This is a genomic window from Clostridium sp. YIM B02506, assembly GCF_022324845.1.
GTDB lineage: Bacteria > Bacillota > Clostridia > Clostridiales > Clostridiaceae > Clostridium_T > Clostridium_T intestinale.
Map to the genome: position 1 here is coordinate 122,398 of NZ_JAKGTG010000003.1, position 15,901 is coordinate 138,298.

At 31.2% G+C, this 15,901-nt stretch carries 16 protein-coding genes; 4 read left to right on the forward strand and 12 right to left on the reverse strand.

Annotated elements, in window-relative coordinates; all coding sequences use genetic code 11:
- Positions 1–168: 168 nt before the first annotated feature.
- The 10 genes from L1S49_RS04445 to L1S49_RS04490 all read right to left on the reverse strand — a co-directional run bounded on the left by L1S49_RS04445 (position 169) and on the right by L1S49_RS04490 (position 10,693).
- Positions 169–3,063, reverse strand: coding sequence for a penicillin-binding transpeptidase domain-containing protein (locus tag L1S49_RS04445; protein WP_238902721.1), 2,895 nt, complete (start codon positions 3,061–3,063; stop codon positions 169–171).
- Positions 3,064–3,074: 11 nt separating this feature from the next.
- Positions 3,075–3,566, reverse strand: a complete 492-nt coding sequence (mreD, locus tag L1S49_RS04450) for a rod shape-determining protein MreD (RefSeq protein WP_238902722.1) — start codon at positions 3,564–3,566, stop codon at positions 3,075–3,077.
- 2 nt (positions 3,567–3,568) lie between these two features.
- Positions 3,569–4,417 (reverse strand): rod shape-determining protein MreC, encoded by an 849-nt coding sequence (mreC, locus tag L1S49_RS04455; RefSeq protein ID WP_073018137.1) that lies wholly within the window; start codon positions 4,415–4,417, stop codon positions 3,569–3,571.
- Between the two features lie 6 nt (positions 4,418–4,423).
- Positions 4,424–5,440 carry a rod shape-determining protein gene (locus tag L1S49_RS04460; RefSeq protein WP_021800615.1) on the reverse strand — a complete coding sequence of 339 codons (1,017 nt, stop codon included), beginning with the start codon at positions 5,438–5,440 and terminating at the stop codon, positions 4,424–4,426.
- 19 nt (positions 5,441–5,459) lie between these two features.
- Positions 5,460–6,146: a DNA repair protein RadC gene (gene radC / locus L1S49_RS04465; protein WP_021800614.1), complete on the reverse strand. Its 687-nt coding sequence runs from the start codon at positions 6,144–6,146 to the stop codon at positions 5,460–5,462.
- Positions 6,147–6,184: 38 nt separating this feature from the next.
- Positions 6,185–6,751 (reverse strand): Maf-like protein, encoded by a 567-nt coding sequence (locus L1S49_RS04470; protein WP_238902723.1) that lies wholly within the window; start codon positions 6,749–6,751, stop codon positions 6,185–6,187.
- A 626-nt stretch (positions 6,752–7,377) separates the two neighbouring features.
- Positions 7,378–8,076 carry a hypothetical protein gene (locus L1S49_RS04475; RefSeq protein WP_238902724.1) on the reverse strand — a complete coding sequence of 233 codons (699 nt, stop codon included), beginning with the start codon at positions 8,074–8,076 and terminating at the stop codon, positions 7,378–7,380.
- A gap of 118 nt (positions 8,077–8,194) precedes the next feature.
- Entirely contained in the window at positions 8,195–8,788 is a 594-nt protein-coding gene (locus L1S49_RS04480) for a C40 family peptidase (RefSeq protein ID WP_238902725.1), read from the reverse strand.
- Positions 8,789–8,947: 159 nt separating this feature from the next.
- Positions 8,948–9,127, reverse strand: a complete 180-nt coding sequence (locus L1S49_RS04485; protein WP_073018127.1) for an HTH domain-containing protein — start codon at positions 9,125–9,127, stop codon at positions 8,948–8,950.
- A 108-nt stretch (positions 9,128–9,235) separates the two neighbouring features.
- Complete coding sequence (locus L1S49_RS04490; RefSeq protein ID WP_238902726.1) at positions 9,236–10,693, reverse strand: aminoacyl-histidine dipeptidase; 1,458 nt, start codon at positions 10,691–10,693, stop codon at positions 9,236–9,238.
- A gap of 174 nt (positions 10,694–10,867) precedes the next feature.
- On the opposite strand from L1S49_RS04490, the gene pyk reads away from it, so the two are divergent.
- Positions 10,868–12,286, forward strand: coding sequence for a pyruvate kinase (gene pyk / locus L1S49_RS04495; RefSeq protein WP_238902727.1), 1,419 nt, complete (start codon positions 10,868–10,870; stop codon positions 12,284–12,286).
- Between the two features lie 68 nt (positions 12,287–12,354).
- Here pyk and rpsA read toward each other — a convergent pair whose 3' ends face one another.
- Both rpsA and L1S49_RS04505 read right to left on the reverse strand, forming a co-directional pair.
- Positions 12,355–13,506 (reverse strand): 30S ribosomal protein S1, encoded by a 1,152-nt coding sequence (gene rpsA / locus L1S49_RS04500; protein WP_238902728.1) that lies wholly within the window; start codon positions 13,504–13,506, stop codon positions 12,355–12,357.
- Between the two features lie 456 nt (positions 13,507–13,962).
- Positions 13,963–14,280, reverse strand: a complete 318-nt coding sequence (locus L1S49_RS04505; protein WP_181601284.1) for a hypothetical protein — start codon at positions 14,278–14,280, stop codon at positions 13,963–13,965.
- A gap of 14 nt (positions 14,281–14,294) precedes the next feature.
- Here L1S49_RS04505 and L1S49_RS04510 point away from each other — a divergent pair, with 14 nt between their 5' ends.
- The 3 genes from L1S49_RS04510 to L1S49_RS04520 all read left to right on the forward strand — a co-directional run bounded on the left by L1S49_RS04510 (position 14,295) and on the right by L1S49_RS04520 (position 15,880).
- Positions 14,295–14,459: a hypothetical protein gene (locus tag L1S49_RS04510; protein ID WP_207722154.1), complete on the forward strand. Its 165-nt coding sequence runs from the start codon at positions 14,295–14,297 to the stop codon at positions 14,457–14,459.
- 86 nt (positions 14,460–14,545) lie between these two features.
- Positions 14,546–15,202: a PspA/IM30 family protein gene (locus L1S49_RS04515; protein ID WP_021800606.1), complete on the forward strand. Its 657-nt coding sequence runs from the start codon at positions 14,546–14,548 to the stop codon at positions 15,200–15,202.
- Between the two features lie 24 nt (positions 15,203–15,226).
- A complete protein-coding gene (locus L1S49_RS04520) occupies positions 15,227–15,880 on the forward strand; it encodes a DUF1292 domain-containing protein (protein WP_238902729.1) in 654 nt (217 codons plus the stop codon).
- The last annotated feature ends 21 nt before the right edge of the window (positions 15,881–15,901 follow it).

A 15,901-nucleotide genomic window follows, 5' to 3' on the forward strand; every position in this document is an offset into this window, starting at 1 on the left:
CTAGGATTTAACTTATTATTATATTCTCTTAAATTTAATTATAATACACAACAATTAAATTAACAATTAATAGTTAAAGAGTTTTATCTTCATTTGTCCGAACATTCGAATGTTCGGATATTTTAATGCAGACCCTCATAAATAAAAAACTCGGCACTAGGCCGAGTCTTAATTCCCTTGAGTATTAGTATTATTAGTTTTTGCTGTATTATTATCTTGAAGTGGAGGATTTAATGTATAATCATATTTTCCTCCAACCTCTTCTGAATAATCCGTTGTATACCCCTTAGCTTTTAAATCATCTCTAAAATAAGTTTCAAATATAGCTCTTGCTACTGGTGCCGCATAAGAACCATGGGCAGCATCATAAAGAACAACTGCAACAGCTATCTGAGGATCTTCTATTGGAGCAACACCTACGTAAACCCCATAAGGTGCTCTTCCTATTTCATCCTGATCTTTACTAAAAGTAGCAGTACCTGTTTTACCTCCAGAACTTAAATAAGGATTAAGCTTTTGGAAAGTACTTGCCGCAGTACCGGCAGCTCCGCCGCCTTGATCAGTTCCATTAGCCATCTGCATACCAGTTTTAACAGCTTGAAGAGTTGATTCACTTATATTTACCTGATCTAAAACCTCTGGTTTAAACTCTTCCACAACATTTCCTTGTGAATCAGTAATCTTATCTACTAAATGAACCTTATATCTTGTTCCTCCATTAGTTACTGTAGAGATATAGCTTGCTAACTGAACAGGAGTAAATGCATTCATACTCTGCCCTATAGAGGCGTATGAAATCTGTGCAGCCGACATTATTTCTTGAGTTACTGAATATGCAACATAATTAGCTATAGCATTTGTAGCCATATTAACTGCACTTTTAGCATCCACATTGGCATTTTTTACATTTTCTTGATATTTAGGAGAAACATCATATACACGTTGAATTGCAGGCTTCAACTTAGTTAAAAGCTCACTATACATTGCATTTTTATCTAAGGTAGTTACTCCTAGTTGTTGAAGAGTCTCCCTTATAATATTTTTAACAGCCTCTTTAGCTTCTTTTAATTCTTCTTCATCGTTATCATTTTTCGCTAGGTCCATAGGTGTAATATTACCCTTTTCCACTAAATCGACTATATTAAACATAAAAGAGTTAATAGCTCTATTTCTAAAGGATACAAAGTTATATACCTGACCAAAGTTCTCAGCTATTTCTATACCTGTAGAAGCTTTTTGATTACTATTAGGATCTACACCTAAACCCATTCTCCATGCCCACTTAGCTAAAGAATCTAAAGCAGCTGCATTATTATTAGTGCTAGTACCTCCATACTTTTCATATAATCTTATACCTGCTTCATAGAAAAAAGTATTAGCAGATTTCTGTAAAGCAACTCTAACATTTACAGGTCCATAAGCATTATCATCTTTAGGTGGATCAACTTTTCCAAAATAGTCTGGTCGAGTATCAAAAAGATGTTTTGCATATACAGTTTCATTAACCCCAAATACCCCCTCCTCTAAAGCAGCAGTAGCTGTAAGAGGTTTAAAGGTTGATCCAGGAGGCGTTAATCCCATGGTAGCATAATTATAAAACGGCTTAGGGTAAAGGTCATATTGATCTTGTCTATAACCATTACTATCCTTTGGGAATAAATCATCTATTGTTTTGTTTAGATTATTTTTTCTTATATACTCATTACCAAAAGCCTCTAAGTCAGGACTAAAATACATTTTAGAGAGCTCTGGTGTAAGCTTTCCCGGAATTGAGAAGTCATTTGGATTATAGGATGGGTAGTTAGCTAATGCTAAAACTCTACCTGTTTTAACTTCAATTGCCACAACTGATCCCCTAGTTGCATTTCTTACAATTGATCCATCTGGAGCAATTCCTACATTTTGATAATACTTTAATTGATGTTCAAGCATCTTTTCTGCTGAATATTGAATATTTTTATCTATAGTTAGGTGTATGTTGTTCCCAGGTGAAGCTTCTAGTTTAAATAATTCTTCAGTTTTTCTACCTGAGGAGTTAACCTTAACCGTAGTTCCACCTTTAGTGCCTTTTAATATACTCTCAAAGGCTGATTCTATACCTGCTTTACCTATCTTATCAGTATTAGCATCATATCCTTTTTCATCATATTTAGTCTGTTGACTTCCGTCTATTGAACCTATATATCCTAAAACAGATGATGCTAATGAATCATAAGGATAAGATCTAACAGGCTCCATAGATACGTCTATCCCAGGCATATCATTACGCTTCTGATAGAATATAAATGATGTATTCCTATCTATGTTTGCTATAACTATAGGTTTATACCCTTTAAAACTCTGCATTTTAATGGCATCTTTTATAACTATGTATTTTCTTATTTCCTCTAAAGAATACTTTTGAAGAAGAATATCTAATATCTCTTTTCCACTCATTTTAGCATATTCTTTACTCTCTTCTTTTGTAGGCTTTAAGATATCATATATAGCATAACTTTTAACCATATAATAGAAAGTATCCTGAGGTGAATAATTAAAAATAGCATCATCTAACTGATTTTGCTCACCTGAAGTTAAGTCGCCCTCTTTACCAGGGAATAATTGTTTTCTTAATTCAGAATCTATTCCCTTATCCTTTTTAAATCTAATATTCAAAGCTCTTATTGAAGTCTGGTCACTAGTTTTAAAATCAAAATAAAATTCTTTATTCTCATTTAACATAAGCTGCATTTCATCTTGAATCTTTTGTCCATTTTCATCCAGCAGCTTAAAAGTTTTGCTCATAGTATCATAAAATGCTGCATTTGATTCTTCAGTACTTGTAAAAGTTACTGTATAGCTTTGAACATTTGTAGCTAATACATTTCCTTTTTCATCATAAATAATACCTCTTGGTGCATTCTCCGCAATAAATCTTCTAGATTTTGTATTAGCGAGATCTTTATAGTCATCATATTTAACAATTTGAAGATATATTAGCCTTCCCAATATTGCGCTGAATATAAAAAACATAATCATAATCAAAGCAGTATATCTATTAAACTTTTTCTTTTTTTTATTCATATAATCACCTGCTAATTAAATTTCCATGGTATCTTCATAAATCTCGTTTCAGTTAATTTGTAAATCTTTTTATAGAAGATAAAACCAAATAAAGTGTTCATTAAAGTCATTACTATTATGTTTTCTACATCTATTTTTACATGAAGTAAATATAATATTACATAGATAAGTATATATTTAACTACTGTAGCTCCTAAAACTATCATAACAGGAACAGTTCTTCTATTTTTAAATATTGTTTCTCCGACCTTTGCTGCTCCTAGACAAATAAGCATATTTAATAAACAATTAACCCCAAAGCCTGTTCCAAAAAATATGTCCTGTAATATTCCAAAATACACACCTATCCACAGAGCTTCCCATGGACCGGTTATAATTGAATAACAAATTGCAAATGTAAATAATAAACTCCCCCAAGATCCACCTACAGAAAATAACGGTAATATAGAATTATCGATAATCACAAGTATTATGCCGATAAAAAAAAGTACAACTCTTTTCATTATTAGTTATCCACCTTTATATTTCTTTTTTCCTTAGGTACCACAACAAATAATGATTCCAGTTTATTAAAATCAACATAAGGCTGCACCACAGCATTTTTCATTACTTTTACATTATCGTCCTCTACTGATATTACTTCTCCTATTCTTATATCCTTAGGTATTTCTCCAACCCCTGAAGTAAGAATTACATCTCCTGCTTTAATAGGTGAATCTATTGGGATATTGTATAACTTAGTCAAAAGTTTATTTTTAGAATCTTTGTATCCTTGTAAAACACCAGTGGTTTCTTGAGTACTTTCTATCTTAGAAGCTATAGCTATATTCTCATTTATTAAGGATTGAACCACGGCCCAGTTATCACCTACTGATGTAACTTGCCCTACTAATCCATTATCAGATACAACTACCATACCCTTCTCTATTTGATTTTTACTTCCTTTGTCAATTATGTATCCACCTGAAAAACCGCCACCACTATGTCCAATTATATTGGTACCAACATAATCGAAATTTTCATCTTGATTAGCAAAATCTACTACTTTTCTTAAACTTTCATTTTCTTCTTTTAATCTATTGTACTCTATCAACTTAATTCTTAAGTCTTTATTTTCTTCACTTAACTTTCTATTTTCAGCCTTTACTTCCGAAAAATTATAAAAGAAATCTACTGCACCTTTAAAGTTATCCGTTACTTTATATGCTAATTTCTGTATAGGATTTAACGCCGCACCTGCACCACTCTCAAAAATAGTTTTATTCTCTTTTCTAAAGCTATAAACAATTATAATTAAAAAGCTAACTGACAGTACTATTATAGTTACTGCCAGTTTGTTCTTAAAAAGTCTCATGTATTCTTATCCTCTTTGTTGCTTAGCTATATTATCAAAATCTTCAAGAGCTTTACCAGTTCCTAAAACTACGCAATCAAGTGGTGATTCTGCGATATGTACAGGCATATGAGTTTCGTGGTTAATTAAAGCATCCAATCCTTTTAATAAAGCTCCTCCACCTGCTAACATAATACCTTTTTCAATAATATCAGCAGATAATTCAGGAGGTGTTTTTTCTAATGTAGTTTTTATAGATTCAATAATAGCCGCTACTGGCTCTTTTAATGCATCTCTGATTTGATCTTCACTTACTTCTATAATCTTAGGAAGTCCAGTCACTAAATCTCTTCCTTTAATGTCCATTTTTCTTTCTTCTTCATCAATCTTAAATGCTGATCCTAATTCCATTTTAATTTGTTCAGCAGTTCTTTCTCCTATCATTAGGTTATATTCTCTTTTTATATAACTAATAATAGATTGATCTAATTCATCACCAGCTACTCTTAAAGATTTAGCTGTAACAATACCACCTAAAGATATTACTGCAACTTCTGTAGTTCCTCCACCAATATCAACAATCATGCTTCCTGTTGGTTCTGAAACTGGAAGTCCAGCTCCTATTGCAGCTGCCATAGGTTCTTCCATAAGTAGAACATCTCTAGCTCCTGCAGCTTTTGTTGCTTCATAAATAGCTCTCTTCTCAACTTCTGTTACTCCTGATGGATAACATATTATGATTCTTGGGCTAGTAAATGAACTTTTATTAATTACCTTCTCAATGAATTTTTTAATCATTGTTTGTGTTATATCAAAATCTGCAATTACTCCATCTTTTAGTGGTCTAATAGCAACTATATTTCCTGGTGTTCTTCCTATCATTTGTTTAGCTTCTGTTCCAACAGCTAAAGATTTCTTTGTAGTATTATTTATAGCAACAACTGAAGGTTCTCTTAAAACTACACCTTTTCCTTTAACAAATACTAAAGTGTTAGCTGTTCCTAAATCTATTCCCATATCTTTTGTCATTCCAAACAATCCCATTACTATACTCCTCTCAGAATTATATTATAGATTTCTCTTTCATACTTGCATAATTACCATTCCCTATTATTACGTGATCTAAAAGCTCAATTCCAATGATCTTACCGCACTCCTTAATCCTTAAAGTTATGTTAATATCCTCTTTACTAGGAGTAGGGTCTCCTGATGGATGATTATGGCATATAATTATAGATGCCGCATTTTTCTTTAAAGCTTCCGAAAAAATTTCTCTAGGATGTACAATTGAGGAATTTAAACTTCCTTTAAAAACTTCCTTAATAGATATAACTACATTTTTAGTATTTAATATTATGAGTTTTAATACCTCTTGGGGAAGATTCTGCATTTCATTCATTAAAATGTTTGCTACTATTCTAGGCTCTGTGATTTTTATTTCTTCTGCAGTTCCCCTATAAGAATTAATTCTTTTAGTTAATTCACATAGGGCAATTAGCCTAGAGGCCTTAGCTTTTTTAATTCCATTTATCTGAAGAAAATCCTCTATACCAGCTGATAACATTCCATTTAATCCATCAACAGTTTCTAAAACTCTAGAACTTAATCCTAAGACATTTTCATTTTTACTTCCACATCTTAAAATTAATGCAATGAGTTCTGTATTACTTAAGGACTCCGCTCCATATAAAAACAATTTTTCTTCTGGCCTTTCATTTAAGGGCAAATCCATAACCTTTAGGTTATACATATAATAAACTCCTTTATTATTATAGATTTCCCTCCCCCTTAAACTAATGATTTCAACATTTTATCCAATTTATTCAAAGGAAGACCTACTACATTATAGTAGCATCCCTCTATACGCTCTACAAAAACCCCTCCGCGTCCCTGAATTCCATAAGCTCCAGCCTTGTCTAAAGGATCCCCACTATCAACGTATGATAGAATTTCCTCATCACTAAGATGTGAAAACTTAACCTCTGTGCATACTGCTTCACTTATAATCTTTTTACTTCTCAGGTCCAATACCGTAACTCCGGTATATACATTATGTACTTTTCCACTTAAAGATTTTAACATGTTATAGGCATCATCTTTATCCTTAGGCTTCCCTAATATTAAATCTCCAATAGCTACTATAGTATCAGCTGCTATTATGATATCTTCGGTGTCTAAGTTGTCTGCTACATATTTTGCCTTACCTAGTGATAATTCCTTAACATACTCTTCTAAGTTGCCGTTAAAAACTACTTTTTCTTCGGGAAAGAAACTTTCTATTACTCTAAACTCTTCGCAAAGTCTAGTTAATAATTCCTTCCTACGCTCAGAAGCAGAAGCTAAAACAAATCCCACTTTTATCACTCCTAATATCTTATTTTAATATTATTACCAATAATATAACATTTATAACATGCATATTAGGATAAACCTTGCTGTATAGGCATTTTACTCCCTTTACATCTAATATAGTTTATCATTTATGTATTTTATATACAAGTGCCTTTAACTTTTTTAAGGAATTTTTAATCATATTGAAACCTTTTAACCTTTCTGTAATATTTCCTGCTTCTCAAGCTCAGTTAGATTCCTTTTAATTTCTAAATAATATAGTGTAATTATGATATTGTGATATAGCGACATTACGCTATTGTGATATTACGACATTAAGACATTGCGATATTCAACCATTCAACCATTCAACCATTCAACCATTCAACCATTCAACCATTCAACCATTCAACCGGGTAGTCTACTTTTTCTGCCTACTCTTTATTCATTTTTTAAGTAAATTTTTTATTTTTTTCGAGGAATTGTAACAATTATTTGATTTTTTAGATATTATATAGAGTGCATATTTCATTAGTGGATTAGAAAGATTAAACTGACGTCAAGAAGCGAGCCTATGGAATAGGGATAAAAAAGACTATAAAACTAATTATTCTAGTTTTACAGCCTCAATCTTAATTATATTTATGGCTTTATGAACTTTTATACGGTCCTATTAATGAATATAAAAATTCTAATTCACCTGATATATTATCCCTTGTTATCTCTGCTGGAAGGTTATTTACATGTTCTTTTATAGCTTTTATATCGCTAGCCCGATCTTCTTTTTCTTCAATATCAGATACCCACTTTTTAAACTTTTCAGTAGTGACACTCTTTACACTACTATCCTTTAGTCCATCTAGCATCTTCATATATCCATCTACTAGTCCATATATAAAGGAGTCGTAATAAGACTTTCCTTGAATATCTATTTTTAGTCTAACAGCCTGAGTTCCTAATGATATTATCTTATTTTTATCTTCATCACCTTTATCAAGCATATATATTCCTGATATAACCCTGTATTTATCTCCATCTTTTATTAAATACACAGGTATAGTGCCGCTTAATTTTTTCTGTGTTTCTAGAGCATATTTCTCTTCACTATAATATCCACACTGTATTAATTCAAAAGTCCCATACACTTTTGAGTCTGTAACTTGTGTTTCATTATTACTCGGCTTATCTTTTGTACCTATTATATCTTCTATAGAAAAATCTCCTTTAAAGATAAATTTAGATAACATGGTCCCTAAAATCACTGCAAGAATAACAACTGTTATAAAAAAAGTCAGGGATTTAAATCCTTTATCGTTTTTTTTCTTATAATTATATCTAGTGTACTTCATAAAACCCTCCTTACTTAACTACTACTGTATATAATATTATGTAACTGGGAGTTTTATGATTACTTATGTAAAATAAATAAATAAAAAAAGCACCTAATATTTTAGATGCTTTAACTTTCTATTGTGCTATTCTTCTTGCTCCTGCATATCTGCTTGAGTAATAAGAATCATTTAAAGAGCTTATTGTAACATTTTTACCTGACGATGGGGCATGTATAAAATCCCCTCCCCCAATATATATACCAACATGGCTTATAGAACCATATGTATTGAAGAAAACCAAATCTCCAGCTGATAGATTAGCTCTAGATACAGCTGAACCCATAGAAAATTGTGAACCTGTATAATGAGGTAAAGAATATCCAAACTTGCTATATACATACATAGTTAATCCTGAACAGTCAAAGCTCTTTGGACCTGCTGCTCCATACACATATGGTCTTCCTATAAAATTATATGCATAAGAAACCACATTACCACCAGCTCCACCACTACCTCTTGAAAGTGTTCCTCCGCTATATGATCCAGATTCATCTTTCTTTGGTGCAACTATAGTTTTTTGAACCTTAAGTTGAGTTGTTTTTAAAACAACTCCTTGAGCCGCATTCCCAGTTGTATCTGCCTTTGTTTTAATTGCGTTGAAACTTGTAGCTGTAATTAACGACATAGTAAGCAATAGAGTTCTAGTTATAATTTTACCCCTTTTATTCATTATAATTTCCCCTCTCCTTTGACAATCTTCCCTTTTATTTTACAGTAAACATTTTCACCTATTCACACTTCTTTTATTATAATAAAAGAAGTGTGAATAGGTCAAGCGTTTATATAAAAAAATTGGCTTGGTTAGAAAACCAAGCCAATAGTATGTTCCTTATTCTGCTATTCCATAATAACATCTTTTAGGTGAATTTATCTTTCCTTCAGCCTTAAGTGCTTTTATAGCCTTATCTACATCTTTTTTGTCTAATCCAGATTTTTCTGCTATTTCTCCACCTTTTAAAGGTTCTCCAGCAGATTTTAGAGTTTCTAATACTTTATCATTTAAATCCATTATAAGTATCCTCCTTACATAAAATCACTTTAACATAATTATACCAAAATCTCTCATTCGGTCAACAATATCTTTTCTTTAATAATAAATATCCTTTATCTAAAAAGCTTACTTGATTTCTTTTAGTACTCTTAATAGATAATCCCATAAGTTTTTAACAGAAGATATGCTCATATGTTCATTAGGTGTATGAACATCATATAAATTAGGTCCAAAACTTATCATATCCACATCTTCACCTAATTTTTCCTTAAATAATCCACATTCTAATCCAGCGTGAATTGCAATTATCTTAGCATCTTCTCCTGTCATGTCTTTGTGTACTCTTTCACAGATTTCTCTTATTTTAGAATCCTCTTGATATTGCCATTCTGGATAATCTCCAAAAGTATCAACTTTAGCACCTAAGGTTTCTGCTATTACTTCTATTTTTCTTAGCATTTCTTCTTTAAGACTTCCAACGGAACTTCTTATAGCTGAATTATATTCTACATGAGTATTGGTTGTCTTAACAACTCCAAGATTTAATGAACTTTCTACTAACCCTTCTATAGCCATACTTCTTGTATTTATGCCATTTGGAATAAGATATAATATTTTTACAGCTTTTTCAGTGGATTCCCTTGAAAATACCTTTTCTACCTTTGTATTTAATTCTTTAGCTTCTAATTTAACTTCTGGATCTTGAGCATTTAATTCATTTTTGAATACATCATTAAAGTGTTTTACTCTTTCTTTTACAGCTTCTACATTGGATTTATTTAAAGTAATGACTGCATCCATCTCTCTTGGAATGGCATTATCTTTAGAGCCTCCATTTATAGATACTAATCTAACGTCCTCAAAAGAAAGTAGATCCATTAAAACTCTTCCCATTAATTTATTAGAGTTACCTCTTTCTTTATCTATTTCCATACCTGAGTGGCCGCCTTTAAGACCTCTTACTGTAATCTCTAAAATAGAATCTTCTTCTTTTTTGGATTCCCATTTAATATCAGATGAAACATTAGCCCTCATTCCCCCTGCACAAGAAACAAGTAAATATCCCTCTTCTTCTGAATCGATATTCAACAGAATTTTTCCATCTAAGTTCTTTTTCTCAACAGCCATAGCTCCACCCATACCTGTTTCTTCATCTGTTGTTATTAAAACTTCTAGAGCTGGATGTGGAATTTCTTTTGATGAAAGCACAGCCATGGCATATGCTACTGCTATACCATTATCAGCTCCTAAAGTTGTACCTGTAGCAAAAATATTATCTCCATCAACTCTAAGTTTTATAGGATCTTTTAAGAAATCATGAACTGTATCATTATTTTTCTCACAAACCATATCCATATGCCCTTGTATTATTACAACAGGAGCATTTTCATATCCTTCTGTTGCTGGCTTCTTTATAATAATATTTAAAGCTGAGTCCTGAATTGTTTCCAATCCTAAATTTTGACCAAAAGCTAATAAATAATCACTTATCTCTTTTTCATTTCCTGAACCTCTAGGTATTTTAGATATCTCCTCAAAATAATAGAAGACTTCCTTTGGCTCTATATTTTCTAAAATTCTCATAGACTGATCATCCTTTCAGTAAAAATATGTTATTATAATATTATAACATTAGGACATTATAATATCCTAATATTATAACAAGTTTATTCTATCATTATCTCACTAATATATCTAAAGTTATTCGTTTATACTAAAGTTAATAATTTGAATGAAAAATATAGTAGAGGTGATTTTATGCAAAAAACAAAAATGATCTTCACAATCGGTCCTGTTTCTGATAATGAAGATGTCTTAAGAGAATTTATAAAAATAGGAATGAGTGCAGCAAGATTAAATTGCTCTCACGGCACACAAGATGACCATAGAAAAAAAATGGATTTAATAAAAAAACTTAGAGAAGAATTAGGGACTCCTACAAGTATACTTCTAGATATCAAAGGCCCTAAGATAAGAACTCATAATTTTATAAATGGTGAAGCTACTCTTCATGTTGGAGATGAGTTTTCATTTTTATGTTCTGGAGAAATTTTAGGTGATAACAAAAGATGTTCAATATCTTATGAAACTCTTTGTAAAGATGTAGTTGTCGGCGGTACTATGCTTGTAGATGATGGGCTTTTAGAATTTAAGATAAAAGAAATAAAGGGAAAAGAAATTCTGACAGAAGTTGTTGTTGGCGGCACTATCAAAGACCACAAAGGAGTAAATGTTCCTAATGTAAAAATAAATCTTCCTGCTATTACAGAAAAAGATGTTAATGATTTAATTTTTGGATGTAATGAAGGCGTGGACTTTGTTGCTGCTTCTTTTATAAGAAAAGCTTCTGATATTTTAGAAGTAAGAAAGATACTTAACGAAAATAACGGAGAACACATTAAAATAATAGCTAAAATAGAAAACCAAGAAGGTGTAGACAACATAGATTCAATAATAGAAGTTACTGACGGTATAATGGTTGCTAGAGGAGATATGGGAGTTGAAATTCCTATAGAAAAAGTTCCTATAATCCAAAAAATGATTATAAAGAAATGTAACTCTGCTGGAAAAATAGTAATTACAGCAACTCAAATGTTAGACTCAATGATAAGAAATTCAAGACCTACTAGAGCAGAGGCTTGTGATATTTGTAATGCTATATTTGATGGTACAGATGCTATAATGTTATCTGGAGAAAGCGCTTCTGGCACATATCCTATTGAGGCTGCAAAAACTATGAGTAGAATAGCTTTAGAAACTGAAGCTAATTTTGACTATGTATCATTCACTAATAACCTAAGAGAACCTTCTTTATTAGCCTTTGAAGATGCAATAAGTTACTCTGCTTGTAGAACTTCAAATATATTGCCTACAAAAGCTATAGTTGCTGCAACTAAAAGTGGTGCTACAGCAAAACTTATATCTAAATACAAACCAAGTTGCCCTATAGTTGCAATAACTCCTTATGAAAAGGTAAGAAGAAGCTTATCATTAAACTTTGGAATAATTCCTGAAACCTGTGATATGTTTAGTACCACAGATGAAATATTAAGTGAAGCAAGAAAAGTGGCTTCAAGCCTTGAGCTTGCTACCTCAGGTGACAATATATTAGTAGCCGCTGGAATGCCAACTACTCATGTTGGTGGAACTAATATGCTTAAAATTGAGAAGCTTTAAAGTAAGATATACAAATGGCCCTTGCAATAGACTATTATTGCAAGGGCCATTTTAAATTATATTAAAAACTAGAATTTAAAATCTTTAAATAAACCTGCTAGGCTTTCACCTTCAAAGCTATCATTAAACTTTTCATATTCTTTTGACTTCTCTACAGCATCTTTAATGCTTAGACTCATTTTTTTATCAGCAGAATTTATATCTAATATTTTTACCTTAACTTCTCCACCTATTGTTAAAACATCTGATGGTTTAGCTATATTATCTTCTGTTATTTCACTTATATGAACTAACCCTTCAACTCCAGGTAAAACTTCTACAAATGCTCCAAAGTTTAAGAACTTAACTACTTTTCCAGTAACTACATCGTTAACTTTTAAAGTAGATTTTGCATCTTCCCATGGATCTTTCTTAATATCTTTGATTGCTAAAGATAGTCTTTCCTTCTCTTTGTCAAAATCTCCAACGTAAACTTCAACCCTGTCTCCAACAGAAACAACATCTTCTACTCTCTTAACTCTTCCCCAAGCTAAATCAGATATATGCACTAATCCTTCTATTCCACCAATATCTACAAAAGCTCCAAACTTAGCTATTCTAGTAACTTTTCCTTCTCTTTTTTCACCTTTTTTAACTAAATTCCATAAAGCTTTCTTTTCTTCATTATATTGTGCTTCTTCTAAAATTCTTCTGGAAGCTACAACCTTTTTATCCCTTTTATCAAATTCAATTACTCTTACTTCTAGCTCTTTTCCTACAAGGGTAGAAAGTTCTACTCCTCTTTCTCTAGATACTTGTGAGCCTGGAATAAATACTCTTATACCTTTATATAAAGCTACAACTCCGCCTTTTACTTGCTCTTTAACCTTTAAAGTTAAAGTTTCATTGTTTTTATAGGATGCTTTTACTTCATCCCAAGCTATAATTTCATCTGCTTTATTTTTAGATAATAAAACATTTCCATCTCCATCATCTAAACTTACTATCATTAAGTTTATTGTATCTCCTACATTTAATACCTCTGATACCTCAACTTCATCGTGAGAAACTTCACTACGTCTAACAATACCATCTCTATAGTAATTTATATTAACCATAGCCTCATCATTATTTATAGATAGGATTTCTCCTTTTACTATATCTCCCACATTAAGTTTTTTGACATCGTAATCTTTTAATAGGTCTGCCATAGACATTGAGTTATTTTCTTCGTTATTCATATTATCACTCCTAAACTTGTTCATAACTACTTACATTATTATTTTAAATCAGCTTTATCCTTATTACAATTAATATGTTCTTCATTAATTAATATAATTTATTATGCTATAATTTAAATATAAATATTTTCATTAGATTTAATCTTGAATCATAATAGTAAATAGAAGATATTTTTAGTTTTATAGAGAATTAGTGAGCTATTTAAATTATTTAGGGTGTGTGGAGTTTTTTTACTTCAAAAAGCAATATTAACAAACTTGTTAAAGGTTATATAATACCATATAATATTCTCATGGATAATTCTTCTAAGGAGATAAATTAGGGGGTGGGCATATCAAAAATAATAAAAAGAAAAGTTTAATCCTAACATTTGTACTAACTTTTATTTTTATTTTCACTTCAATATCTTTAGATGTTGGAAATGTTGTTGAAAATGGAGTTAAGGGTGAGTCTGCTTATGCAGCATCTAAATCCAAAAGTGGTTCTTTTAAATCTTCTAGTAAGTCTACTGGTGCTTCAAAGGCCAAAAGCTCCACAAAATCAGGAAGCTTTAGCAGTTCAAGTTCTGGCTCTAAGTCAAGTTCTAGTTCTAGCTCAAAATCAAGCTCTAGTAGTTCATCTAGTGGAACTAAATCAGGATCATTTTCTGGAAGTAGTGGTTCCTCAAAAAGCAGTGGCAGTACTACTGATTCACCATCAAAATATGAATCGGAATCAAGTAGTTCTTCTTCAAACTCATCATCAAGTGGGACTAAGTCTGGAAGCTTTTCCACTAGTAAACCTAAAGATGAAGAAAAAACTGAAAGTAGTTCTCAAACAAATTCATCTAGTAGCAGCGGTTCTAGTGGTGGATCATCCTGGAGCATTCCTATATTTGGAAGAGTCTCATCCTCTAGTTACTTTAGTCCCTTTAGAGGATATTCCAGAAGTAACCCTTTTGCATTCTTTATAAAGATTATAATTGCAATAGCGGTAGTTTTTTTAGTAATTTACATTATAAAAATGATTAAATTTTAATTTTAGGAGGTAACAATTATCATGGGAGTATTTACAAGAATATCAAATATTTTTAAAGCAAAAGTTAACAATGCATTAGACGAGGTGGAAAATCCAATAGAATTATTAGATCAAAAACTTAGAGATATGGAAGATCAGCTTTCAAAAGCTAAACTAAACTCAGCTCAAATTATAGGAAACGCTCACGAAATAAAGAAAAGATTAGACACAGCTGAAAAAGAAGTTCAAGATTATGAAGACAAGGTAAAACTTGCTCTTTCTAAAAACAATGAAGATTTAGCAAAACGTGCTCTTCAAAGAAAACTTGAAGCTGACAAAAAAGTGACTTCTCTTAAGGAAAGCTATGAAGCTGCTAAATCACAAGCAGATACTATTAAGAAAAACCTAGCCGCTTTAGAAGAAGAGATTTCAAAGACTAGACAATATAGAGATGAAGCTGCTGCTAGATACTCTACTGCTGAAGCATCTCAAAAGGTTAATGAAATACTTGCAAATGTTCAAACAAAAACAAACACTATTCAACTTGATGCTATAGAGAGAAAGATTCAAAGAAAAGAATCTTTAGCTACAGGTCTTGGAGAATTAAGAGATGTTGATGATTTTGAATCTGAATTTGAAAAATTAGACGAAACTGATTTAGATTTAGAACTTGAAAAGTATAAAAATAATAATGCTTAATTTTATTAGTTTGGTGGGAAGCAGATGAAAAGTGACTTTGAATTAATTATTAAGGAGAAGGAAAGATGGGGAAAGATATACACAGACATATATTATGCTATCGACAATATTTCTCCCTTCCTCTCTGAGGATTTTTTAAAAAGAAAAAAGTTCTATGCTAAAGGAAAGGTTCTTAAAGACTATATGAAGCTTTTAGAAGAAGAAGAACAAAAATCTAATAAAAAAGGTTTCTTTAGTAGATTTACCTCTCCTGATGAAGGGAAAATTAATTCCTATAAGGCTTCTAATAGAGAAACCTTCACTCAACTAGAAAACTGCTCAAAATGTGCTTGTTTTAATTGTGTAGTTGAGTGCTCTTTCAAAACTTGTAATAGTTGCAGAAGAAATTCTCATATAAAATCCTGTGATCATAATAAGTTAAATATTAGAGTTCATGATAACTTCACTTTAGATTTAACTAACAATGATACTGGAAAAGAAGATAAATTTAAGGTTTTAGCTACCTTAGAAGACTGCGAAAAAGATCAAGAATATATCATTATAGAAAATATTAGAGATATTAATGACAGATACATTTTATATCTTTACGCTGGTATTAAGGAAGATACCTATGGTGAGATAACTGATGAAGATGAATTTAACTTTATATCCCAAAAATTCGAAACATTAGAAGCTTAAAATAAATAGAACTGGATTTAA

Excerpts from the sequence above, each read along its gene's own strand:
- pyk (WP_238902727.1), top strand. The coding sequence starts at position 10,868 with ATGCAAAAAACAAAAATGATCTTCACAATCGGTCCTGTTTCTGATAAT.
- L1S49_RS04520 (WP_238902729.1), top strand. The coding sequence starts at position 15,227 with ATGAAAAGTGACTTTGAATTAATTATTAAGGAGAAGGAAAGATGGGGA.
- radC (WP_021800614.1), bottom strand. The coding sequence starts at position 6,146 with ATGTATAACCTAAAGGTTATGGATTTGCCCTTAAATGAAAGGCCAGAA.
- rpsA (WP_238902728.1), bottom strand. The coding sequence starts at position 13,506 with ATGAATAACGAAGAAAATAACTCAATGTCTATGGCAGACCTATTAAAA.
- L1S49_RS04480 (WP_238902725.1), bottom strand. The coding sequence starts at position 8,788 with ATGAATAAAAGGGGTAAAATTATAACTAGAACTCTATTGCTTACTATG.
- L1S49_RS04460 (WP_021800615.1), bottom strand. The coding sequence starts at position 5,440 with ATGGGATTGTTTGGAATGACAAAAGATATGGGAATAGATTTAGGAACA.
- L1S49_RS04485 (WP_073018127.1), bottom strand. The coding sequence starts at position 9,127 with ATGGATTTAAATGATAAAGTATTAGAAACTCTAAAATCTGCTGGAGAA.
- L1S49_RS04490 (WP_238902726.1), bottom strand. The coding sequence starts at position 10,693 with ATGAGAATTTTAGAAAATATAGAGCCAAAGGAAGTCTTCTATTATTTT.
- L1S49_RS04510 (WP_207722154.1), top strand. The coding sequence starts at position 14,295 with ATGAAGAAAAAACTGAAAGTAGTTCTCAAACAAATTCATCTAGTAGCA.
- L1S49_RS04475 (WP_238902724.1), bottom strand. The coding sequence starts at position 8,076 with ATGAAGTACACTAGATATAATTATAAGAAAAAAAACGATAAAGGATTT.
- mreD (WP_238902722.1), bottom strand. The coding sequence starts at position 3,566 with ATGAAAAGAGTTGTACTTTTTTTTATCGGCATAATACTTGTGATTATC.
- L1S49_RS04515 (WP_021800606.1), top strand. The coding sequence starts at position 14,546 with ATGGGAGTATTTACAAGAATATCAAATATTTTTAAAGCAAAAGTTAAC.
- L1S49_RS04445 (WP_238902721.1), bottom strand. The coding sequence starts at position 3,063 with ATGAATAAAAAAAAGAAAAAGTTTAATAGATATACTGCTTTGATTATG.
- mreC (WP_073018137.1), bottom strand. The coding sequence starts at position 4,417 with ATGAGACTTTTTAAGAACAAACTGGCAGTAACTATAATAGTACTGTCA.